This window comes from Streptomyces gardneri, assembly GCF_006539185.1.
GTDB lineage: Bacteria > Actinomycetota > Actinomycetes > Streptomycetales > Streptomycetaceae > Streptomyces > Streptomyces gardneri.
Genome location: NZ_BJMN01000021.1, coordinates 138,532 through 159,931 on the forward strand (window position 1 = coordinate 138,532; position 21,400 = coordinate 159,931).

The 21,400-nt window shown below is 71.8% G+C and carries 22 protein-coding genes and 1 tRNA gene; 10 read left to right on the plus strand and 13 right to left on the minus strand.

Annotated elements, in window-relative coordinates; all coding sequences use genetic code 11:
- The first annotated feature begins 172 nt into the window (after positions 1-172).
- Positions 173-955 carry an SDR family oxidoreductase gene (locus SGA01_RS17245; protein ID WP_055644402.1) on the plus strand — a complete coding sequence of 261 codons (783 nt, stop codon included), beginning with the start codon at positions 173-175 and terminating at the stop codon, positions 953-955.
- Between the two features lie 84 nt (positions 956-1,039).
- Entirely contained in the window at positions 1,040-1,633 is a 594-nt protein-coding gene (locus SGA01_RS17250; protein ID WP_055644403.1) for a TetR/AcrR family transcriptional regulator, read from the plus strand.
- Between the two features lie 47 nt (positions 1,634-1,680).
- Here the strand turns inward: SGA01_RS17250 and SGA01_RS17255 are convergent, their stop codons facing one another.
- Both SGA01_RS17255 and SGA01_RS17260 read right to left on the minus strand, forming a co-directional pair.
- On the minus strand, positions 1,681-2,913 hold the full coding sequence (locus SGA01_RS17255; RefSeq protein WP_141297374.1) for an acyl-CoA dehydrogenase family protein: 1,233 nt from the start codon (positions 2,911-2,913) through the stop codon (positions 1,681-1,683).
- A gap of 6 nt (positions 2,914-2,919) precedes the next feature.
- The gene (locus SGA01_RS17260; protein WP_141297375.1) at positions 2,920-3,942 is read right to left on the minus strand and encodes a phosphotransferase family protein; all 1,023 of its coding nucleotides are present in this window, start codon (positions 3,940-3,942) and stop codon (positions 2,920-2,922) included.
- A gap of 131 nt (positions 3,943-4,073) precedes the next feature.
- Between SGA01_RS17260 and SGA01_RS17265 the strand changes: the two genes are divergently transcribed.
- Positions 4,074-5,357, plus strand: a complete 1,284-nt coding sequence (locus SGA01_RS17265) for an enolase C-terminal domain-like protein (RefSeq protein WP_141297376.1) — start codon at positions 4,074-4,076, stop codon at positions 5,355-5,357.
- A 31-nt stretch (positions 5,358-5,388) separates the two neighbouring features.
- Here the strand turns inward: SGA01_RS17265 and SGA01_RS17270 are convergent, their stop codons facing one another.
- The 7 genes from SGA01_RS17270 to SGA01_RS17300 all read right to left on the minus strand — a co-directional run bounded on the left by SGA01_RS17270 (position 5,389) and on the right by SGA01_RS17300 (position 9,648).
- Positions 5,389-6,300: an MBL fold metallo-hydrolase gene (locus tag SGA01_RS17270; protein WP_141297377.1), complete on the minus strand. Its 912-nt coding sequence runs from the start codon at positions 6,298-6,300 to the stop codon at positions 5,389-5,391.
- Between the two features lie 96 nt (positions 6,301-6,396).
- Positions 6,397-6,693 carry a hypothetical protein gene (locus tag SGA01_RS17275; RefSeq protein WP_141297378.1) on the minus strand — a complete coding sequence of 99 codons (297 nt, stop codon included), beginning with the start codon at positions 6,691-6,693 and terminating at the stop codon, positions 6,397-6,399.
- A gap of 108 nt (positions 6,694-6,801) precedes the next feature.
- Entirely contained in the window at positions 6,802-7,140 is a 339-nt protein-coding gene (locus SGA01_RS17280) for a DUF202 domain-containing protein (RefSeq protein ID WP_141297379.1), read from the minus strand.
- A 7-nt stretch (positions 7,141-7,147) separates the two neighbouring features.
- Positions 7,148-7,540, minus strand: coding sequence for a YidH family protein (locus SGA01_RS17285; protein ID WP_055644410.1), 393 nt, complete (start codon positions 7,538-7,540; stop codon positions 7,148-7,150).
- 149 nt (positions 7,541-7,689) lie between these two features.
- Positions 7,690-8,205: an NUDIX domain-containing protein gene (locus SGA01_RS17290; protein ID WP_141297380.1), complete on the minus strand. Its 516-nt coding sequence runs from the start codon at positions 8,203-8,205 to the stop codon at positions 7,690-7,692.
- 27 nt (positions 8,206-8,232) lie between these two features.
- A complete protein-coding gene (locus tag SGA01_RS17295; protein WP_141297381.1) occupies positions 8,233-8,997 on the minus strand; it encodes a glucose 1-dehydrogenase in 765 nt (254 codons plus the stop codon).
- A 21-nt stretch (positions 8,998-9,018) separates the two neighbouring features.
- Positions 9,019-9,648 (minus strand): TetR/AcrR family transcriptional regulator, encoded by a 630-nt coding sequence (locus SGA01_RS17300; protein WP_141297382.1) that lies wholly within the window; start codon positions 9,646-9,648, stop codon positions 9,019-9,021.
- A gap of 116 nt (positions 9,649-9,764) precedes the next feature.
- On the opposite strand from SGA01_RS17300, the gene SGA01_RS17305 reads away from it, so the two are divergent.
- A complete protein-coding gene (locus SGA01_RS17305; RefSeq protein WP_141297383.1) occupies positions 9,765-11,420 on the plus strand; it encodes an FAD-binding dehydrogenase in 1,656 nt (551 codons plus the stop codon).
- An 82-nt stretch (positions 11,421-11,502) separates the two neighbouring features.
- Positions 11,503-12,387, plus strand: a complete 885-nt coding sequence (locus tag SGA01_RS17310) for a TIGR03619 family F420-dependent LLM class oxidoreductase (protein ID WP_141297384.1) — start codon at positions 11,503-11,505, stop codon at positions 12,385-12,387.
- Positions 12,388-12,479: 92 nt separating this feature from the next.
- Here the strand turns inward: SGA01_RS17310 and SGA01_RS17315 are convergent, their stop codons facing one another.
- On the minus strand, positions 12,480-13,877 hold the full coding sequence (locus SGA01_RS17315) for a GntP family permease (RefSeq protein WP_141297385.1): 1,398 nt from the start codon (positions 13,875-13,877) through the stop codon (positions 12,480-12,482).
- 42 nt (positions 13,878-13,919) lie between these two features.
- On the minus strand, positions 13,920-14,438 hold the full coding sequence (locus SGA01_RS17320; protein WP_141297386.1) for a gluconokinase: 519 nt from the start codon (positions 14,436-14,438) through the stop codon (positions 13,920-13,922).
- 147 nt (positions 14,439-14,585) lie between these two features.
- Here SGA01_RS17320 and SGA01_RS17325 point away from each other — a divergent pair, with 147 nt between their 5' ends.
- The 4 genes from SGA01_RS17325 (at position 14,586) to SGA01_RS17340 (ending at position 18,742) form a co-directional block, all read left to right on the plus strand.
- On the plus strand, positions 14,586-15,287 hold the full coding sequence (locus SGA01_RS17325) for a FadR/GntR family transcriptional regulator (RefSeq protein ID WP_141297387.1): 702 nt from the start codon (positions 14,586-14,588) through the stop codon (positions 15,285-15,287).
- Positions 15,288-15,445: 158 nt separating this feature from the next.
- Positions 15,446-16,906: an amino acid permease gene (locus tag SGA01_RS17330; protein WP_141297388.1), complete on the plus strand. Its 1,461-nt coding sequence runs from the start codon at positions 15,446-15,448 to the stop codon at positions 16,904-16,906.
- 121 nt (positions 16,907-17,027) lie between these two features.
- Entirely contained in the window at positions 17,028-18,113 is a 1,086-nt protein-coding gene (locus tag SGA01_RS17335) for an S-(hydroxymethyl)mycothiol dehydrogenase (RefSeq protein ID WP_055644420.1), read from the plus strand.
- On the plus strand, positions 18,113-18,742 hold the full coding sequence (locus SGA01_RS17340; protein ID WP_141297389.1) for an MBL fold metallo-hydrolase: 630 nt from the start codon (positions 18,113-18,115) through the stop codon (positions 18,740-18,742). Before SGA01_RS17335 ends, SGA01_RS17340 begins: the two co-directional genes overlap by 1 nt.
- Here the strand turns inward: SGA01_RS17340 and SGA01_RS17345 are convergent.
- Both SGA01_RS17345 and SGA01_RS17350 read right to left on the minus strand, forming a co-directional pair.
- Entirely contained in the window at positions 18,726-19,652 is a 927-nt protein-coding gene (locus tag SGA01_RS17345; RefSeq protein WP_141297390.1) for a pseudouridine synthase, read from the minus strand. The two genes, SGA01_RS17340 and SGA01_RS17345, sit on opposite strands and share 17 nt — an antisense overlap.
- A gap of 71 nt (positions 19,653-19,723) precedes the next feature.
- A tRNA-Leu gene (locus tag SGA01_RS17350) sits at positions 19,724-19,811 on the minus strand.
- Between the two features lie 209 nt (positions 19,812-20,020).
- On the opposite strand from SGA01_RS17350, the gene SGA01_RS17355 reads away from it, so the two are divergent.
- The gene (locus tag SGA01_RS17355; RefSeq protein WP_055644423.1) at positions 20,021-21,346 is read left to right on the plus strand and encodes a M20/M25/M40 family metallo-hydrolase; all 1,326 of its coding nucleotides are present in this window, start codon (positions 20,021-20,023) and stop codon (positions 21,344-21,346) included.
- Positions 21,347-21,400 lie beyond the last annotated feature (54 nt).

A 21,400-nucleotide genomic window follows, 5' to 3' on the forward strand; every position in this document is an offset into this window, starting at 1 on the left:
ATCGTCGTCCCCGGCCGGGGCGCGTGACATGGGCACGCACGCTAGCGCTCCTGACCGCCCCGGGGAACGAGGCGTGCGGACGCGACTCTTCCCCCACTACATACCGACCGGTTAGTCTGCCGGTATCGCGGGCATCGCGATATCGGCAGACTGCGGAGAGGCGGGTCCATCCATGGGTGCGGACACGAGTGCACTTCAGGGCGCCGGCGTGGTCGTCACGGGAGCGGGCGGCGGGATCGGCGCGGCGCTCGCCCGCCGCTTCGCCGCCGAAGGGGCCCGCGTCGTCGTCAACGACCTCGACCCCGTCCGCACCAAGGCCGTCGCCGAGGAGATCGGCGCCATCGCCGTCCCTGGCGACGCCTCCGCCGTCGTCGACGAGGCCCGCGAGGCCCTCGGCGGCCCCGGCTCCATCGACGTGTGGTGCGCCAACGCCGGACTCTCCTCGCCCGGCGACGCCTTCGCCGACGAGGACGTCTGGGCCGCCGCCTGGGACGTCAACGTCATGGCCCACGTCCGCGCGGCCCGCGCCCTGCTCCCGGAGTGGCTGGAGCGCGGCAGCGGCCGCTTCGTCTCCACCGTCTCCGCCGCCGGACTGCTCACCATGATCGGCGCGGCTCCGTACAGCGTCTCCAAGCACGGCGCGTACGCCTTCGCCGAGTGGCTCTCCCTCACCTACCGCCACCGCGGCCTCAAGGTCCACGCGATCTGCCCGCAGGGCGTCCGTACGGACATGCTCACCGCCGCCGGATCGGCCGGTGAGCTGGTCCTCGCCCCCACCGCCATCGAGCCCGAGGACGTCGCCGACGCCCTCCTCGACGCCATCGGCGCCGACCGTTTCCTCGTCCTGCCCCACCCCGAGGTCGCGGGCTACTACCGCAACCGCGCGACCGACCCGGAGCGCTGGCTCGGCACCATGAACCACGTCCAGCGCGCCTGGGAGACGGGCGCCCGCTAGCAGGCGCCCCGGCAGATGGGAAGATCTACGGACGGGAACGGTGTTCCCCCCACCAGGAACGATCACGAGGGAAGGCGGCGGAGCATGGCCAGGACGACGGACGAGAGCGGGGCGCCGGTCCCCCAGAGGCTCCTCGCCGCCGCCACCCGGCTCTTCGCGGAGCAGGGTTACGACCGCACCTCCGTCCAGGAGATCGTCGAGGCCGCCGGGGTCACCAAGGGCGCCCTCTACCACTACTTCGGCTCGAAGGAGGACCTCCTCCAGGAGGTCTACGCCCGGGTCCTGCGGCTCCAGCAGGAGCGGCTCGACGCCTACGCGGAAGCCGACGCGCCCGTCGAGGACCGGCTGCGCGGCGCCGCCGCCGACGTCGTCGTCACCACCATCGAGAACCTCGACGACGCCGCCATCTTCTTCCGCTCCATGCACCACCTCAGCCCCGAGAAGAACAAGCAGGTCAGGGGCGAGCGGCGGCGCTACCACGAGCGGTTCAGGGCGCTGATCGAGGAGGGCCAGCAGTCCGGCGTCTTCTCCGCGGCGACCCCCGCCGACCTGGTCGTCGACTACCACTTCGGCTCGGTGCACCACCTGTCGACGTGGTACCGCCCCGACGGCCCGCTCACCCCGCAGCAGGTGGCCGACCACCTGGCCGACCTCCTGCTCCGGGCCCTGCGCCCGTAGGCGGTGTCCTGCCGGTCAGGCCGATCGGCAGGACACCACCTGACGCGCTAGAGGTACTTCTTCAGCTCCCGCCGCGCCAGCGACCGCTGGTGCACCTCGTCGGGCCCGTCCGCGAGCTTCAGCGTCCGCGCCGCCGCCCACAGTTCGGCCAGCGGGAAGTCCTGGGAGACCCCGCCCGCCCCGTGCGCCTGCACGGCCTTGTCGATGATGTCGACCACCGCGCGCGGGGTCGCGATCTTGATGGCCTGGATCTCGGTGTGCGCGCCCCGGTTGCCGACGGTGTCCATGAGCCAGGCCGTCTTCAGGACGAGCAGCCGCAGCTGCTCGATCGTCACGCGGGCGTCCGCGATCCAGTTCTGGACGACGCCCTGCTGGGCGAGCGGCTTGCCGAAGGCGGTACGGGAGACCGCGCGCCGGCACATCAGCTCCACGGCCCGCTCGGCCATGCCGATGAGCCGCATGCAGTGGTGGATCCGGCCGGGGCCGAGCCGGGCCTGCGCGATGGCGAAGCCGCCGCCCTCCTCGCCGACCAGGTTCGCGGCCGGGACGCGGACGTTGTCGAAGACCACCTCGGCGTGGCCGCCGTGGGAGTGGTCCTCGTACCCGTACACCTGCATCGCGCGCCGCACCTCGACACCGGGGGTGTCGCGCGGCACGAGGATCATCGACTGCTGGCGGCGGAGGTCCGTCCCGTCGGGGTCGGTCTTGCCCATGACGATGAAGACCTTGCAGTCGGGGTTCATGGCCCCGGAGATGTACCACTTGCGGCCGTCGACGACGTACGAGTCGCCGTCCCGCCGGATCCGGGTCTCGATGTTCGTGGCGTCGGAGGAGGCGACCTCGGGCTCGGTCATCGCGAAGGCCGAGCGGATCTCGCCCGCGAGCAGCGGCTCCAGCCACTGCTTCTTCTGCGCCTCGTCGCCGAACTGGGCGAGCAGCTCCATGTTCCCGGTGTCCGGGGCCGCGCAGTTGAGGGCGGTCGGGGCGAGGTGCGGGCTGCGGCCGGTGATCTCGGCGAGCGGCGCGTACTGGAGGTTGGTGAGCCCGGCCCCGTACTCCGCGTCGGGGAGGCTGTGCTGGTCCACAAAGAACAGGTTCCAGAGGCCCTGCCGCTTGGCCTCGGCCTTGAGCTCCTCGACGACCGCCGGGGTGTCCCAGGGGGAGGCGAGCAGGGCCCGCTGCTCCTCGGCGACGGCCTCGGCCGGGTACACGTGCTCGTCCATGAAGGCGAGGAGTCTCGCCCGCAGTTCCTCGGTGCGGGCGTCGTACGCGAAGTCCATGGCGGATCAGCCTTCCTGGAGGGTGGTGAGGCCGTGCTCGATGAAGACGGGGACGAGTTCGCCGATGCGGTCGAAGCCGGCGCCGACCGTCTGTCCGAGCGTCCAGCGGTAGTGGATGCCCTCCAGGATCACGGCGAGCTTGAACCATGCGAAGGCCGTGTACCAGGCGAGGGCGGAGGTGTCGCGGCCCGAGCGGGCCGCATAGCGCTCCACCAGTTCGGCGGCGCTCGGGTGCCCGGGGGCCGTGGCCGTCGTGGAGATGGGGGAGTCCGGCAGGTCGAGCGGCGTGCTGTACATGACGAGCAGGCCGAGGTCGGTGAGCGGGTCGCCGAGGGTGGACATCTCCCAGTCGAGGACGGCCCGGATGCGGTCGCCCCCGTCGATGAGGACGTTGTCGAGCCGGTAGTCGCCGTGGATCACGGTGGGCGGCGGCGAGACGGGCAGCGCGCGGCCGAGGGCGGCGTGCAGCTCGTCGATCCCCGCGAGGTCCCGGCCGCGCGAGGCGTCGAGCTGCTTGCCCCAGCGGCGCAGCTGCCGGTCGAGGAAGCCCTCGGGGCGGCCGAAGTCGCCGAGCCCGACGGCCGCCGGGTCGACGGCGTGCAGGTCGACGAGCGTGTCGACCAGGCCGAGGACGGCGGCGCGGGTGCGCTCGGGGCCGAGCGGCGCGAGCTCCTGGGCCGAGCGGTACGGGGTCCCTTCGACGAACTCCATGACGTAGAAGGGCGCTCCGAGCACCGACTCGTCCTCGCAGAACAGCACGGTCCCGGGGACGGGCACGCCGGTCCCGGCCAGGGCGCTGATGACGCGGTGCTCGCGCCGCATGTCGTGCGCGGTGGCGAGGACGTGGCCGAGCGGCGGCCGGCGGACGACCCAGCGGCCGGTGCCGTCGGTCACGACGTACGTCAGGTTCGACCGGCCGCCCTCGATCAGCCGGGCTTCGAGGGGGCCGGACACCAGGCCCGGCCGCTCGCGGTCGAGGTACCGGCGCAGCGCTTCGGGGTCGAGACCTGGTGGCGGGGCGGAACTCATGGTGCGTACCTCCGGATCGGCTTCGGTCGTCGCTCATGATGACCGACCAGTCGGTATGTCGTCCAGGGGTGGGTCGCGAAACCCGGTGCCGCACTCTGGTCCTTGGTCTCATCCCTGAATAGGGTTCACATATGGATGCGCTGAAGCTGCTCGTCGACGAAGTCCGGCTGACCCCGATCCTCATCTCCGACCCGCCCCTCCTCAACGTCCAGGGCGTCCATCAGCCCTACACGCCACGGCTCGTGGTGGAAGTGATCACCCGCGGCGGAGTGAGCGGCCTCGGCGAGACGTACGGCGACGGCGTGTACCTGGACCTGGCCCGGCCGCTCGCCGACGCTCTCCCCGGCCACTCGGTCACGGATGTGAATGCTCTTTTCGCTCTGGCGGCCTCGACCGATCCCGCCCTTACGGTGGTGGCCGAGGGGGTCGACGCGGGAGGCCTGCGCGGTGTCAGGACCGCGGACAAGCTCCGCCTCTCCGTCGTCTCCGCCTTCGAGACCGCCTGCCTCGACGCCCTCGGCAAGACCCTCGGCCTGCCCGTCCACGCCCTCCTCGGCGGCAAGGTCCGCGACACCGTCGAGTACAGCGCCTATCTCTTCCACCGCTGGGCCGCCCACCCGGGCGCGGGACCCACGGACGACTGGGGCGCGGCCCTCGACCCCGCCGGGATCGTCGCCCAGGCCCGCCGCTTCGACCGCCTCCACGGCTTCCGCTCCTTCAAGCTGAAGGGCGGGGTGTTCGAGCCCGAGCGGGAGATCGCCGCGATCCGCGCGCTCGCCGAGGCGTTCCCGGGCCGCCCGCTCCGCCTCGACCCCAACGGCGCCTGGTCGGTGGAGACCTCGCTGGCCGTCGCGCGCGAACTGAAGGACGTGCTGGAGTACCTGGAGGACCCGACGAGCGGCACCGCCGCCATGGCAGAGGTCGCCGCCCGCACGGACGTGCCGCTCGCGACCAACATGTGCGTGACCACCTTCGAGGAGGTCCCGGAGGCCTTCGCGAAGGAAGCGGTACGGATCGTCCTCTGCGACCACCACTACTGGGGCGGCCTCCACCGCACCCGCGAACTGGCCGCGCTCTGCCGCACGTACGGCGTCGGGCTCTCCATGCACTCCAACACCCACCTGGGCATCAGCCTCGCCGCCATGACCCAGGTCGCCGCCACGCTGCCGGGACTCCACCACGCCTGCGACACCCACTACCCCTGGCAGACCGAGGACGTCGTCACCACCCGCCCCGTCTTCCGCGCCGGCCGCCTCACCGTCTCCGACGCCCCCGGCCTCGGCGTCGAGCTCGACCGCCCCGCCCTCGCCGCCCTCCACCGTCGCTGGCTGGACGACGACGGCACCCTCCGCGACCGCGACGACACGGCGGCGATGCACGCGGCGGACCCGGGGTGGAGCCCCCGCACCTGGTAGCGCCACCGCGCGCGTGCGCCCTGGGTGGCGACTACGCGTGACAGGCCACCGGCACCCCGCCGTTCATGGCCGCCATGTCGCCGAAGACCGCCGCCGGGTCCAGCGGCGAGCCCTCGGGCAGGCCCGCCAGCTCCGCGTACGCCCGGTGCAGGTTCGCGACGAGCCGCTCGCTCTCCTGCCACGCGGCGAACTCCCCGAGCTCCGCGCCCCGCGCCGTCTCCAGCGGCGTCGCCCCCTTCGCGTACCCCTCGGCGGCCAGCTCCCGCACCCAGAGCAGGTACCGCTCCGTCGTGTCGTACGCCGAGGGGTCGGTCACCCGCCCGTGCCCCGGCACCACCGTCGGCGCGTCGAGCGAGCGCAGCAGGTCGAGCGCGCGCAGCGACCCGGCGAGCGACCCCATCGGCAGGAAGGGCGTCCCGCCGTGGAAGACGAGGTCGCCGGTGAAGACCACGCCCTGCTCGGGGAGGTGCACGATCGAGTCGCCCGTGGTGTGCGCGGGACCCGGGTGGATCACCCGTACCTCGATGTCGCCGACGTACAGCGTCAGCCGCTCGCGGTACGTGACGGACGGCGGCAGGATCTCGACCCGCCCGAAGTCGGTCTGCGGCCACAGCAGATGAAGCTGGTGGCCGGCGGCGAGCTGCTCGGTCCGGCAGTTCTCGTGGCCGACGATCCGCGCCTCCGGCCGGAACACCCCGTTGCCGTAGGTGTGGTCGCCGTGGTGGTGCGTGGTCACGATGGTCCGGGGCAGCGGCAGCCCCTCCGCGAGGACCGCCTCGCGCAGCAGCAGGGCCCGCCGCTCGGTGGCCGCGGTGTCGACGAGGAGGGACTCGCCCGCGTCGCCGAGGAAGCCGGCGTTGTTCAGGCACCAGCCGCCGTCGGGCTGGACGAAGGCGTGGACGTTCGGCGCGAGTGCGACCACATAGGGATCGGTGGCAGACAAAGGGGTTCCCCCGGCTGAGAGCTCAACTGGACAGGGGAAGAGTGCCAGTTGGGCGGAGCAGGGGGAAACCGGGCCGACCCGACCGGGTCGTGGGCCTCAGTGGTCGTCCCAGTGGTTGCCGTGCGCCGCGTGCCGGTGCCCGTCGTGCGCGTAGTCGAGGTGGTCGCCGTGTGCGACGGCGGTGTGCCCGCACTCCGGCCCGTGCGTGTGGTCCGGGTGGGTGTGCGCGACGTGCAAGGTGGTCTCGCACTCGTCCCAGTGTCCGGCGTGCTCGCGATGCAGATGCCCGTTGTGGGCGTAGTCGACATGGTCCCCGTGCGTGACGGCGGTGTGCCCGCACGCCGGACTGTGGGAGTGCGCGTGGGTGGCGTGCTCGTGGTGGAGGACGGTCATGACGTGGCCTCTGCGGAAGGGACGGCTGACCCTTCCAGGCTAGTCCCGTACGCCCCTTTCCTCCCGATTCACCAGGCTCGGTGACGTGGCGGTTGCCCCCGCCCCGGGTCACCAGATGAGCGCCGCCCCGAAGACGGCCAGCGCGATCGTGCAACCCGCCGCGAGCAGCGCGCCCCGGTGGGAGAGCGGGCGGGGCCGGGCGGTGCTCAGAGAGTGGATCCTGCGGTGGGCGACGGCCAGGAAGCCGACCCAGACCAGCGCCGAGAGCGCGAGCGCGGTCAGCCCCGTCGCCGTGGCGTCGTCGTGGAGGGCCAGCTTGACCGCGAGGACGGCCACCACCGTCCACGACAGGGTCGTACGCCGCCACGCGAGCCGTGTCCGCTCGGGCTGGAGCCCGGGATCACGGACCTCCGGATCGGGGGCCCCCGTGCCGTGGGCCTCCGTCACCGCCCGGTCACCCCGTCCAGCCGAAGACCACGACCACCACCATCGCGAGAGCCACCACGGCCACCACGAGGCTCAGCACCGCGGGGAACCGGGACGCCGGCAGGTCCTCGCCGCGCCGCATCGCCCGCTCGCAGCGCACCCAGTGGTTGACCGCCCGCAGGGCGCACAGCACCCCGGCCGCGAGCAGCGCGAGCGCGAGCCCGACCCGGACGCCCCAGCGCAGGTCCGGCAGGAACTGGTCGACGGCGAAACCGCCGCCGACCAGGGCGAGAGAGGTCCGGATCCAGGCCAGGAAGGTCCGCTCGTTGGCGAGGGAGAAGCGGTAGTCCGGCGTCTCCCCCTCGTCCCGGATCCGCTGCGGCGCGAACCACAGCCGCAGACTCTGCACGAAATCGCTCACACGTGCACCCTAGCGGTCGGATGATCGGCCTGCCCGGTGCTCGTCACCAGCTCCCGTGGGCCCTCGCCGACCTCCCCACGGCCTCACGGCGGTCCCCACGCCCGCCCGCACCCGTCCCCGTCCGGCCCGCACCCGTCCCCGCCCGGCCCTCACTCGCCCCCGTGCTCCCGCAGCCGCTCGTACGCGGCCATGCCGTCGGGCACCCACTCCCAGTCGCCGAGCCGCTCGGTCAGCTCCTCGTCCGTCAGGAAGGCGTGCCAGGCGACCTCCTCCACCTGCGGCTCCACCCGGAGCTCGCACCGGACCTCGTACACCGCCGACCACCACTTGCCGGCCACGCCCCCGGAGTCGTACAGGAACTTCAGCACCGGCTCGGGCCGGGGCAGTCCGGAGACCCCCAGCTCCTCCTCGGCCTCGCGGAGGGCGGCCTCGTCGTAGGACTCGCCCGCCCCGACGACCCCGCCGACGAACATGTCGTACAGGGAGGGGAAGAGCAGCTTGTCCGCCGTCCTGCGATGCACGAAGGTCCGGCCCTCGGCGTCCCGGACGCGGACGAAGACGCAGCGATGGATCAGGCCCCGCGCGTACACCTCACCGCGCGGAGCCCGGCCGATCACCCGGTCCTGCTCGTCGACGACGTCGTGAATCTCCTCAGCGGCACTCATGACCGCCATCCAAGCAGTACCGCCCGGTCACTGCCCCATGACGTACTTGACCGTCGGACCGGTCGTCCAGCCGCCGTCCACCGCGAGCTCGGCGCCCGTCACGTACGAGGCGGCGTCCGAGAGCAGGAAGACGACCGCGCCCGCGATCTCGTCGGCCTCGCCGACCCGGCCCATCGGCGTGTTCGGGTACTTGCCCTCGCCGCGCTCGATGCCGACCGAGGCCGTCATCGGGGTGTACGTCATGCCCGGGTGGACGGAGTTGACGCGAATCCTCGCCGTGCCGAGCTCCACCGCACCGATCTTCGTCAGCCCGCGCACGCCCCACTTGGAGGCGCCGTAGCCGGCGGTCAGCGCAAGGCCCATCAGACCGGCGGCCGAAGAGATGTTGACGATCGAGCCGCCGCCGGCCTCCTTCATCGCCGGTATCGCGGCCTTCATGCCGATGAAGACACCGGTCAGGTTGATGTCGAGGACCTTGCGGAAGTGCTCGACGGACTCCGTCTCCAGGAACGCGCCCGTGGAGATGCCCGCGTTGTTCACCAGACCGTGCAGCCCGCCGAACTCCGCAACGGCGTACGCGACGGCCGCCGCCCACCCCTCCTCGGAGGTCACGTCGTGGTGGAAGAAGCGCGCCCGCTCACCGAGCGCGTCGGCGGTCGCCTTGCCGTCCTCGTCCAGGACGTCGGTGACGACGACGTTGGCGCCGGCGGCCACGGCCTGCCGGGCGGCCTCGGCGCCCAGGCCGCGGGCGCCGCCGGTGATGAGCACGGTCTTGCCGGTGAGGTCGTTCATGAAGGGTCCCTTCGCGGTGATTCAGACGCTCCGGGGCTGTGCGGCCCGGAGAAGCGCGGTGGTCGTCTCGACCAGGTCGGCGAGGAACAGGGCCTCGCCGGTGAGGGGCTCGGCGCCGTCGAGGTACTGCCGGGCCCGGTCCGCCAGGGCCGCGCCCACCACGGTCAGCGCCAGGTCGAGGCGCTCCAGGAGCAGGGGCTCGGGCAGCCCGGAGGCGGCGAGCCGGTCGGCCATCCGCTCGATGAGGTGCCAGTAGACGGTGCCGTCGAGCGTGGGGTGCGGGGTGCGGGTGCGGATCCCGCTCTCGTGGCTGAGCTGGGCGGAGATCCGTAGGCAGCGGCGGCCCCGGTCGGTGCGCAGCTCGCTCGCCTCGGCCGTGACGAGGGCGGCGACGAGCTCCTTCAGGTCGTCGCCGGCCGCGTCGAGCAGCGGCGCGAGCACCTGGCGCGTACGGGCCTGGCGCCCGGCCATGACCGCGTCGAGGAGCCCGGCGCGCGAGCCGAAGTGGTACTGCACGGCGGAGGGGTTCGCCTGTCCGGCCAGGGCCACGACGTCCCGTAGCTGCGCGCCGTCGACGCCCCGGGCGGCGAAGAGCTCCTCGGCCGCGCGGATCAGTTTCTCTCGGGTCTCAGGCCCCGACGTTCTCGCCATACGACCATATTAATGCTCGGCATTAGAAAACGGGAGGGGCGAGGGGAGGAGGGAAGGGGCGGCGGAGACGGGCGAAACAGTTGACTCGATACATCCGTGTATCCAAGATGCGATCCATGTCCTACGACGCTGATGTGATCGTGATCGGGGCCGGCCTCGCCGGCCTGGTCGCCACCGCCGAGCTGGTCGAAGCCGGCCGCACCGTGATCCTCCTCGACCAGGAGCCCGAGCAGTCCCTCGGCGGCCAGGCCCACTGGTCCTTCGGCGGCCTGTTCCTCGTCGACTCGCCCGAGCAGCGCCGGATGCGCGTCAAGGACAGCCGCGAGCTCGCTCTCCAGGACTGGTACGGCACGGCCGGCTTCGACCGGACCGAGGACCGCTGGCCGAGGAAATGGGCCGAGGCGTACGTCGACTTCGCCGCCGGCGAGAAGCGCTCCTGGCTCCACGCGCGCGGGGTGCGGTTCTTCCCCGTCGTCGGCTGGGCCGAGCGCGGCGGCTACGACGCCAACGGCCACGGCAACTCCGTGCCCCGCTTCCACATCACCTGGGGTACGGGCCCCGGCCTCGTCGCCCCCTTCGAGCGCAAGGTCCGCGAGGGCGCCGCCCGCGGCCTCGTCGACCTCCGCTTCCGCCACCGCGTCACCGGCCTCGGCCGCACGGCCGGGACCGTCGACACCGTCACCGGCGAGATCCTGGAACCCTCCGCCGCGGACCGGGGCACGGCCAGCACCCGCACGCCCACCGGCACCTTCGAGCTCCGCGCCCAGGCCGTGATCGTCACCTCCGGCGGCATCGGCGGCAACCACGACCTCGTCCGCGAGCAGTGGCCCGCCCGGCTCGGCACCCCGCCCGCGAAGCTGCTCTCCGGCGTCCCCGCCCACGTCGACGGCCTCATGCTCGGCATCGCCGAGAAGGCCGGCGCCAGCCACATCAACCGCGACCGGATGTGGCACTACACCGAGGGCATCGAGAACTGGAACCCCATCTGGGCCCGGCACGGCATCCGCATCCTGCCCGGACCGTCCTCCCTCTGGCTGGACGCGACCGGCAAGCGGCTGCCCGTCCCGCTCTTCCCCGGCTTCGACACCCTCGGCACCCTCGAACACATCATGCGGACCGGCCACGACCACACCTGGTTCGTCCTCGATAAGCGCATCATCGGCAAGGAGTTCGCGCTCTCCGGCTCCGAACAGAACCCCGACCTGACCGGCAAGTCGATCCGCGACGTGATCGGCCGGGCCCGAGCCGACGTCCCCGGCCCGGTCCAGGCGTTCATGGACAAGGGCGCCGACTTCGTCGTCGAGGACGACCTCTCCGCCCTCGTCCGCGGCATGAACCGGATCACCGGCGAGGACCTGATCGACGAGACGGCGCTCCGCCGCGAGATCACCGCCCGCGACCGCGAGATCGCCAACCCCTTCACCAAGGACCTCCAGGTCACGGCGATCCGCGGCGCCCGCAAGTACCTGGGCGACAAGCTCATCCGGACGGCCTCGCCGCACCGGATCCTCGACCCCAAGGCCGGCCCGCTGATCGCCGTCCGCCTCAACATCCTCACCCGCAAGTCCCTGGGCGGCCTGGAGACCGACCTCTCCTCCCGCGTCCTGACGGAGACCGGCGAGCCCCTGCCGGGCGTGTACGCGGCGGGCGAGGCAGCCGGCTTCGGCGGCGGCGGAGTCCACGGCTACCGCTCCCTCGAAGGCACGTTCCTCGGCGGCTGCATCTTCTCGGGAAGGGCGGCGGGCCGGGCGGCGGCGCAGGCGGTGAGCTGACGGCGGACCCGCCCGGCGTGTGACGCGGGTCACGCGCCGGGTCCTTCGTGTCGCGCCCCTCCCCGCGGCTCAGGATGAGGCCATGGAGATAGGCATCGCACTGCCGCAGTACGGCACCCACGCCCGCGCCGACCGCATCGCCGGCTTCGCGCGGGACGCCGAGGAGGCCGGATTCGACTCGCTCTGGGTCGGCGACCGCGCCCTCGCCCCGGTCGCTCCCGGCGACCTCTATCCGGGACACACGCCGGAGAACCCGTACCCCCACCAGTACAGGACGTTCCTCGACCCGTTCACGGTCCTCACCGTCGCCGCCACCGCGACCGACCGCGCCCGGCTCGGCACGAGCACCCTCAACGGCCCCTGGTACCCGCCGGTCCTCCTCGCCCGCTCGCTCACCTCGCTCGACCTGGTGAGCGGCGGACGCCTCGACGTCGGCCTCGGGATCGGCTGGCTGCGGGACGAGTACACGGCCGTCGGGGCCGACTTCCGCCGCCGCGGCGCCCTCCTCGACGAGCTCCTCGACGTCCTCCACGGCACCTGGACCGAGGAGGAGTTCGGCCACGAGGGGCCGCACTGGACGATCCCCGCCTCGTACGTCGGTCTGCGCCCCGCCCGGCCGGCCGGCCCGCCCGTCTACCTGGGCGGCTTCAGCCCCGCCGCCCTGCGCCGGGTCGGCCGCCGGGCCGCCGGCTGGGTCGGCGCCGTCCTCCCGCCCGGCGTGGCCGGACACCTGTGGGACGAGGCCCGGCGCGCCGCGGAGGAGGCCGGCCGTGACCCCGACGCCCTGCGCCGCCAGATCCGCCACAACCCGGCTCCGGGCGCCACGGCGGACACCGTCGCCGCCGTCCTCGCGGGCGTCCGCGACACCGGCGCCGACGGCTGCTTCGTCGACCTCCAGCAGTGCGTGGACGAGCCCGGCGAGGCCCTGGAGCTCGGGGTGAAGGTCCTCTCGCTGCTGCGGGGCTGAACGCCAGGAGCCCCGCGCGTCCGAGAGGACGCCCGGGGCTCCGACCTGCCGGCCCGTCAGGCCGTCAGCCCGTCAGCTGGTCAGGATGTCGCTCACAACACCAGCGACAACAGCAGCACGAACACGATGCCCACGACCGAGATGATCGTCTCCATCACCGACCAGGTCTTGACCGTCTGGCCGACGGTCATCCCGAAGTACTCCTTCACCAGCCAGAACCCGGCGTCGTTGACGTGGCTGAAGAAGAGCGACCCCGCACCGATCGCGAGCACGAGCAGCGCCGTCTCGGTCGTCGACATGCCCTCCGCCAGCGGAGCCACGAGCCCCGCCGCCGAGATCGTCGCCACCGTCGCGGAACCGGTCGCGAGCCGGATCGCGACCGCGATCAGCCAGGCCAGCAGCAGCGCCGGGATGGACCAGTTCTCGGAGAAGTCCAGGATCATCTGGCCGACTCCGATGTCGATCAGGGTCTGCTTGAAGCCGCCGCCCGCACCGACGATCAGCAGCACACCCGCGATCGGGGCGAGGGACTTCTCGACGGTCGAGGACAGCCGCTCCTTGGTGAAGCCGGCCGCCCGGCCCAGGGTGAACATCCCGACTATGACGGCGGCGAGCAGCGCGATCAGCGGCGAGCCGATGACGTCGGTGACCTTCTGCAGGCCGTTGTCCGGGTCGTCGACGACGATGTCGACGAGGGCCTTGACCAGCATCAGGACGACGGGCAGCAGGATCGTCGCCACGGTGGCGCCGAAGCCGGGGCGCTTCTCCAGGTCCTCGGAGGGACGCGTGGGGACCATGTTCTCGGGGACCGGGATGTCCACCCAGCGGGCGGCGTACCGGGAGAACACCGGACCGGCGATGATCACGGTCGGGATCGCGACGACCAGGCCGAGAGCGAGCGTGACGCCCAGGTTGGCGCCGAGCGCGTCGATGGCGACGAGCGGACCGGGGTGCGGCGGGATGAGCCCGTGCATCACGGAGAGGCCGGCGAGGGCGGGGATGCCGATCCGCATCAGGGAGTAGTTGCCGCGCTTGGCGACCAGCAGCACGACCGGGATCAGCAGCACGATGCCGACCTCGAAGAAGAGCGGCAGCCCGATCACGGAGGCGATGAGGACCATCGCCCAGGGCATGGACCGGGCGCTCGCCCTGGCCAGGATCGTGTCGACGATCTGGTCGGCGCCGCCCGAGTCGGCGAGGAGCTTGCCGAGGATCGCGCCGAGTGCGATCAGCACACCGACGCCGGCGACGGTGTTGCCGAGGCCGGTGGTGAAGGACTTGATCGTGTCGGCGAGCGGCGCACCCGCGAAGGCGCCGAGCGCGAGCGACCCGATGGTCAGCGCCAGGAACGCGTGCAGCTTGAATCTGGTGATGAGCAGGACGATGAGAGCGATGCCGGCGAGCACGGCGATACCGAGCTGGGCGTTGCCTGCCGAGGTGATGGGTTCGGCGGCATCCGCTGCCAGGATCTCCACACTGAGACTGGTCACGGGGGTGTCCTTCGTACGAGCGGGGAAGGGGGGGACGGAAGGTCAGCCTGCGAGGGCGCGCAGCGCGGCGACCGCCCGGGCGGCGATCTCCTCGGGGGTGCCGGAGACGTCGACGGCGACGCCGGCCTCGTCCTCCTCCAGCGGCTGGAGGGTGGCGAACTGGGAGTCGAGGAGCGCGGTGGGCATGAAGTGCCCCTTGCGCGCGGACATCCGTCCCTCGATCAGCTCCCGGTCGCCGGTCAGGTGGAGGAAGACCACGCCGGGGGCCGCGGCGCGCAGCCGGTCCCGGTAGGTCCGCTTCAGCGCGGAGCTGCTCACCACACCGCCGAGCCCGGCCCGGTCGTGCGCCCACGCCCCGATGGCGTCGAGCCACGGCGCCCGGTCGGTGTCGTCCAGGGGGACGCCGGCCGACATCTTGGCCACGTTCGCCGCCGGGTGGAAGTCGTCGCCCTCCGCGTAGGGCAGGGCCATCGCCTCGGCGACCAGCGGTCCGATGGTGGTCTTGCCGGTACCGGCGACGCCCATCACGACGACGACCTGAGGGTGGGGGGTGGTGCTCATGGGTGGTGCCTCGCTGTCTTCTTCGACATCGATCCGTCGCGCCCATGAAACCCATTGGGTACGACGTATTCAAGAGGCTGTGACGTAAAAGTAGTACTTTTAATTCCCGAGGTGATCATCCGTGCGAGCGCGCATAGGCTTGCGACCATGACGACACCGGCCCAGGGGCTCCATTCGCACGTCCTCGCCACCCTGGGTCTCGCGATCACCGCGGGGGAGTACCCGCCGGGCACGGTGCTGCGCACCGACGAGCTCGCCCAGCGCTTCGACGTCTCCCGGACCGTGGTCCGCGAGGTCGTGCGCGTCCTGGAGTCCATGCACCTCGTCGAGTCCCGCCGCCGCGTCGGCGTGACCGTGCTCCCCACCGCGAGCTGGAACGTGTACGACCCCCAGGTCATCCGCTGGCGGCTCGCCGGCGCCGACCGCCCCCGCCAGCTCCGCTCTCTCACGGTGCTCCGCTCGGCCGTCGAACCCGTCGCCGCGGGCCTCGCCGCCACGCACGCCACCCCCGAGCAGTGCCGTGAGCTCACCGAGCACGCCCTCGGCATGGTCGCCACCTCGCGCGGTCGGCGTCTGGAGGAGTACCTCGTCCACGACATCGCGTTCCACCGGGTCGTCCTCAACGCCTCGGGGAACGAGATGTTCGCTCGCCTCGGCGACGTCGTCGCCGAGGTCCTCACCGGCCGCACCCACCACCACGTGATGTTCGAGGACCCCGACCCCGCCGCCGTCACCCTCCACGTCCAGGTCGCCGAGGCGGTACGGGAGCGGGACGCGGCCCGCGCCGAGGAGCTCACCCGCCAGATCGCGGTCGGCGCCCTCCAGGAACTGGATGTTCTGGCTCCGTAAAGCTCTGAACTAGCTCAAATATGGGCGTTCAGTGACATGCGCCACAGTCAGTCGGCGTTCTTGCCGTGAGGATGTGCGCTGGCCGTGCCGGGGAGACCCCCATCGGGCACGGCCGGGAAGTACCGCACAGCTCCCCCCTCACGAAGGCGAACAACTCCATGACTGACCGCGTCATCGCGGCCGAGCCGCTGTCCGCCGCTCAGGCGAGCCCGGCCGCAAGCCCCCATGTCGACGCAGGCGACGCCGGTTACCGCAAGGACCTCAAGTCCCGGCACATCAACATGATCGCCATCGGCGGCGCCATCGGCACCGGCCTCTTCCTCGGCGCCGGCGGCCGGATGTCCCAGGCGGGACCCTCCCTCTTCATCGCCTACGCCGTCTGCGGCGTCTTCGCCTTCTTCGTGGTGCGGGCCCTCGGCGAGCTGGTGCTCTACCGCCCCTCGTCCGGCGCCTTCGTCTCCTACGCCCGTGAGTTCATGGGCGAGAAGGGCGCCTACACGGCCGGCTGGCTGTACTTCCTCAACTGGTCGACCACCGCCGTCGCCGACATCACCGCGGCCGCGACCTACGCCCACTTCTGGGCCATGTTCAGCGACGTCCCGCAGTGGGTCCTCGCCCTGATCGCCCTCGCGGTCGTCCTCGCCGCCAACCTCATCTCCGTGAAGTACTTCGGCGAGATGGAGTTCTGGTTCGCCATCATCAAGGTCGGCGCGCTCGTCGCCTTCATGCTGATCGGCATCTTCCTCGTCGTGACCTCGCACGACGTCGGCGGCCACACCCCCGGCCTCGGCAACATCACCGACAACGGCGGCATCTTCCCCAACGGCATGATGCCGATGCTGCTGCTGATCCAGGGCGTCGTCTTCGCCTACGCCTCCGTCGAGCTGTGCGGCGTCGCCGCCGGCGAGACCGAGAACCCCGAGAAGATCATGCCGAAGGCGATCAACTCGATCATGTGGCGCGTGGGCCTCTTCTACGTCGGCTCCGTCGTCCTGCTCGCGCTGATCCTCCCGTACACCGCGTACTCGGGCGACCAGAGCCCCTTCGTCACCGTCTTCGACAAGCTGGGCATCCCCGGCGCCGCCGGCGTGATGAACCTCGTCGTCCTCACCGCCGCCCTCTCCAGCCTCAACTCGGGCCTCTACTCCACCGGCCGCATCCTGCGCTCCATGTCGATCTCCGGCTCGGCGCCCAAGTTCACCGGCGTCATGAACAAGGGCGGTGTCCCCTACGGCGGCATCCTGCTCACCGCGGGCTTCGGCGTCCTCGGCGTCGCCCTCAACTACGTCATGCCCGGCGAGGCCTTCGAGCTCGTCCTCAACTTCGCCTCGATCGGCATCATCGGCACCTGGGCCATGATCATGGTCTGCTCGCTGCTGTTCTGGCGCAACGCCCAGCAGGGCAAGCTGACCCGCCCCGGCTACAACCTGCCCTGGGCCCCGTACACCCAGATCGTGACCCTCGTCTTCCTGGGCTCCGTCCTCGTCCTCATGTGGATGGACGGCGGCATCGGCCGCACCACCGTGAACTGTCTGCCGCTCATCGCGGCGGCCCTCGTCGGCGGCTGGTTCCTGGTCCGCCGCCGGGTCCGCGCGACCGCCGAGACGCACCAGAGCTGACCTTCCCCCACGGGAACGTCGGGACCCCCGCAGGCACGGCCTGCGGGGGTCTCGCCTTTTGTCAGGAGATAGTGGTACGCAGGAGCCTTACAAGATCCGTTCGGAGAAAAGGAAGTTCGCGATGCCGCAGCACGTCCAGGGGGTCATCGCCCCCGGCAGGAACGAACCGGTACGGGTCGAGACCATCGTCATCCCCGACCCCGGCCCCGGCGAGGCCGTCGTGAAGATCCAGGCCTGCGGCGTCTGCCACACCGATCTCCACTACAAGCAGGGCGCCATCAACGACGAGTTCCCCTTCCTGCTCGGCCACGAGGCCGCCGGAATCGTCGAGTCGGTCGGCGAGGGCGTCACCGACGTGACCCCCGGCGACTTCGTGATCCTCAACTGGCGCGCCGTCTGCGGCACCTGCCGCGCCTGCGAGCGCGGCCGCCCCTGGTACTGCTTCGCCACCCACAACGCCAAGCAGAAGATGACCCTGCTCGACGGCACGGAGCTCTCCCCGGCCCTCGGCATCGGTGCCTTCGCCGAGAAGACCCTCGTCGCCGCCGGCCAGTGCACCAAGGTCGACCCCGCCGTCGCCCCCGAGGTCGCGGGCCTCCTCGGCTGCGGCGTCATGGCCGGCATCGGCGCCGCCATCAACACCGGGAACGTCGGCCGCGGCGACACCGTCGCCGTCATCGGCTGCGGCGGCGTCGGCGACGCCGCGATCGTCGGCTCCCGCCTCGCCGGAGCCGCGAAGATCATCGCCGTCGACATCGACGACCGCAAGCTGGACAAGGCCCGCGAGATGGGTGCCACCCACACGGTCAACTCCCGCTCCGCCGACGCCGTCGAGGCGATCCGCGAGCTCACCGGCGGCTTCGGCGCCGACGTCGTCATCGAGGCCGTCGGCCGCCCCGAGACGTACGAGCAGGCCTTCTACGCCCGCGACCTCGCCGGCACCGTCGTCCTCGTCGGCGTCCCCAGCCCCGAGATGAAGCTCGAACTCCCGCTCCTCGACGTCTTCGGCCGCGGCGGCGCCCTCAAGTCCTCCTGGTACGGGGACTGCCTGCCCTCCCGCGACTTCCCGATGCTGATCGACCTGCACCAGCAGGGCCGCATCGACCTCGCCGCCTTCGTCACCGAGACCGTCGGCCTCGGCGACGTCGAGAAGGCCTTCGCCCGCATGCACGAGGGCGACGTCCTCCGCTCGGTGGTGGTGCTGTGATGACCGCCCGCGTGGACCACCTCGTCACCTCCGGCACCTTCAGCCTCGACGGCGGCACCTGGGACGTCGACAACAACGTCTGGATCGTCGGCGACGACACCGAGGCCGTCGTCATCGACGCCGCCCACGACGCCGAGGCGATCCTCGCCGCCCTCGACGGCCGCGCCCTGCGCGCCATCATCTGCACCCACGCCCACAACGACCACATCGACGCGGCCCCGGCGCTCGCGGCCGCCACCGGCGCCCGCGTCCTGCTTCACCCCGCCGACCAGCCGCTGTGGAAGCAGACCCACCCCGATCACACCCCGGACGGCGAACTGGCCGACGGTCAGGTCCTCACGATCGCCGGCACCGACCTCGTGGTCCTCCACACCCCGGGCCACGCCCCCGGCGCGGTCTCCCTGCACGCCCCGGACCTGGGCACGGTCTTCACCGGCGACACGCTCTTCCAGGGCGGCCCCGGCGCGACGGGCCGGTCCTTCTCGGACTTCCCGACGATCGTCGACTCGATCCGCGAGAAGCTCCTGACCCTGCCCCCGGAGACGATCGTCCGCACCGGCCACGGCGACCCGACGACGATCGGCGCCGAGGCCCCGCACCTCCAGGAATGGATCAACCGCGGCCACTGAGAGCCAGCCGGCTCTCGAACCGCACCTCGTCACCCGTGAACGGGTCGGTGAACTCCAGCGTCCGCGCGAGCAGTTGCAGCGGACGCGAGAAGTCCTCCGGCCCGTCCGCACGCACCACCGGATAGACCGGATCGTGCAGGATCGGCAGCCCCAGCGCGTTCATGTGCACCCGCAGCTGATGCGTCCGCCCGGTGACGGGCACGAGCCGGTACCACCCGAGCCCTCCCGCGCTCCGGAGCAGCTCGATCCGGCTCTCGCTGTTCGGCTCGCCCGGTACCTCCCGGGCGGCCATCACCCCGCGCTCCTTCTCGATACGGCTCCGCACGGTCACCGGCAGCTCCACCGCCGGGTCGTACGGCGCCACCGCCTCGTACTCCTTGCGCACGAGCCGGTCCCGGAAGAGCGTCTGGTACGCCCCCCGGTCCTCCTCCCGTACGACGAAGAGCACGAGCCCCGCCGTCAGCCGGTCCAGCCGGTGCGCGGGCTGGAGGCGCGGCAGCCCCAGCTCCCGCCGCAGCCGGGCCATCGCCGTCTCCGTGACGTGCCGCCCCCGGGGCATCGTCGCCAGAAAATGCGGCTTGTCCACGACCAGGATCCGCTCGTCCCGGTGGACGATCCCGATGTCGAAGGGGACCGGCACCTCGGCCGGGAAGTCCCGGTGGAACCACAGGTACCGCCCCACGGTGTACGGCTCGTCCCCGGCCACCGGCCCGTCGACCCCGACGAACCGTCCCTGCCGCAGCATCTCCTCGACCCGCCCGGCCCCCACGGCCGCCGCGTACCGGTCGAGCAGGTGGTCCCGCACGGTCGTCCAGACCCCGTCCGGATCCTCCGGCAGCCGCACCCGCACGGGGTCGATCCCGTCCCGCTGGGGGAGCGGCGCGGCCGGCGCCTTCGCTCTCCGTCTCACCGCTCCGCCTCGTGCCGCACGTACGTAACGCAAGAAGTCCCGGTCGAGATGATCTCGACCGGGACTCCGTGTGGTGTCCGAGGGGGGACTTGAACCCCCACGCCCGATAAAGGGCACTAGCACCTCAAGCTAGCGCGTCTGCCATTCCGCCACCCGGACAAGGTGTCTTGTCTTCCGGGCCGCTGGGCCCTTCCGACGAGGGAAACAATAGCAAACATTCGAGGGGGTCGATCACCACCTTTCCCGGGCCCCCGTCATGTGACGGGCGCGTGTCGGCCGACGGGCGCCCTTGGGCGGCGAGGGGGCCACGCGGGAGGATGGGGGCGACCACCAGCAACCACGTGGGGCACGTAGTGGGAGGAAGCAGAGTGAGCGAGTCGAACACGGCGCGGGGCATCACCGGCGAGAATGAGGTCGTCGATCTCTGTCGTGACCTCATCCGCATCGACACCAGCAACTACGGCGACCACTCCGGCCCGGGCGAGCGGGCGGCGGCCGAGTACGTCGCCGAGAAGCTCGCGGAGGTCGGACTCGAGCCGAAGATCATCGAGTCGCACAAGGGGCGGGCCTCGACCGTCGCCCGGATCGAGGGCGAGGACCCGTCCCGCCCGGCCCTGCTCATCCACGGCCACACCGACGTCGTTCCGGCCAACGCCGAGGACTGGACCCACCACCCCTTCTCGGGCGAGATCGCCGACGGCTGTGTCTGGGGCCGCGGCGCCGTCGACATGAAGGACATGGACGCGATGACCCTCGCGGTCGTCCGCGACCGGATGCGCAGCGGCCGCAAGCCCCCGCGCGACATCGTCCTCGCGTTCCTCGCCGACGAGGAGGCCGGCGGCACGTACGGCGCCCGGCATCTCGTCGACAAGCACCGGGACCTCTTCGACGGGGTCACGGAGGCGATCGGCGAGGTCGGCGGCTTCTCCTTCACGGTCAACGAGAACCTGCGGCTCTACCTCGTCGAGACGGCCCAGAAGGGCATGCACTGGATGCGGCTGACCGTCGAGGGCACGGCCGGCCACGGCTCGATGACCAACGACGACAACGCGATCACGGAGCTCTGCGAGGCCGTGGGCCGCCTCGGCCGCCACCAGTGGCCGGTCAGGGTGACCAAGACCGTGCGCTCCTTCCTCGACGAGCTCTCGGACGCGCTGGGCACCCCGCTCGACCCCGAGGACATGGACGGCACCCTCGCCAAGCTCGGCGGCATCGCCAAGATGGTCGGCGCCACCCTCCGCAACTCGGCCGCCCCGACCATGCTCGGCGCCGGCTACAAGGTGAACGTGATCCCCGGCCAGGCCACGGCGCACGTCGACGGCCGCTTCCTGCCCGGGTACGAGCAGGAGTTCCTGGCCGACCTCGACCGGATCCTCGGCCCCCGGGTGAAGCGCGAGGACGTGCACGGCGACAAGGCACTGGAGACGAGCTTCGACGGCGCCCTGGTCGACGCCATGCAGCTGGCCCTGCGCGCCGAGGACCCGATCGCCCGCGCCGTGCCGTACATGCTGTCCGGCGGCACCGACGCCAAGTCCTTCGACGACCTCGGCATCCGCTGCTTCGGCTTCGCGCCGCTCCAGCTGCCGCCGGAGCTCGACTTCGCCGGCATGTTCCACGGCGTCGACGAGCGCGTGCCGGTCGACGGCCTGAAGTTCGGCGTCCGCGTCCTGGACCGTTTCCTCGACGCCTGCTGAATTCGTCCACCCTTTCGTACGTGACCGGAAAGAGTGAATGAACTCGGGGGCTCG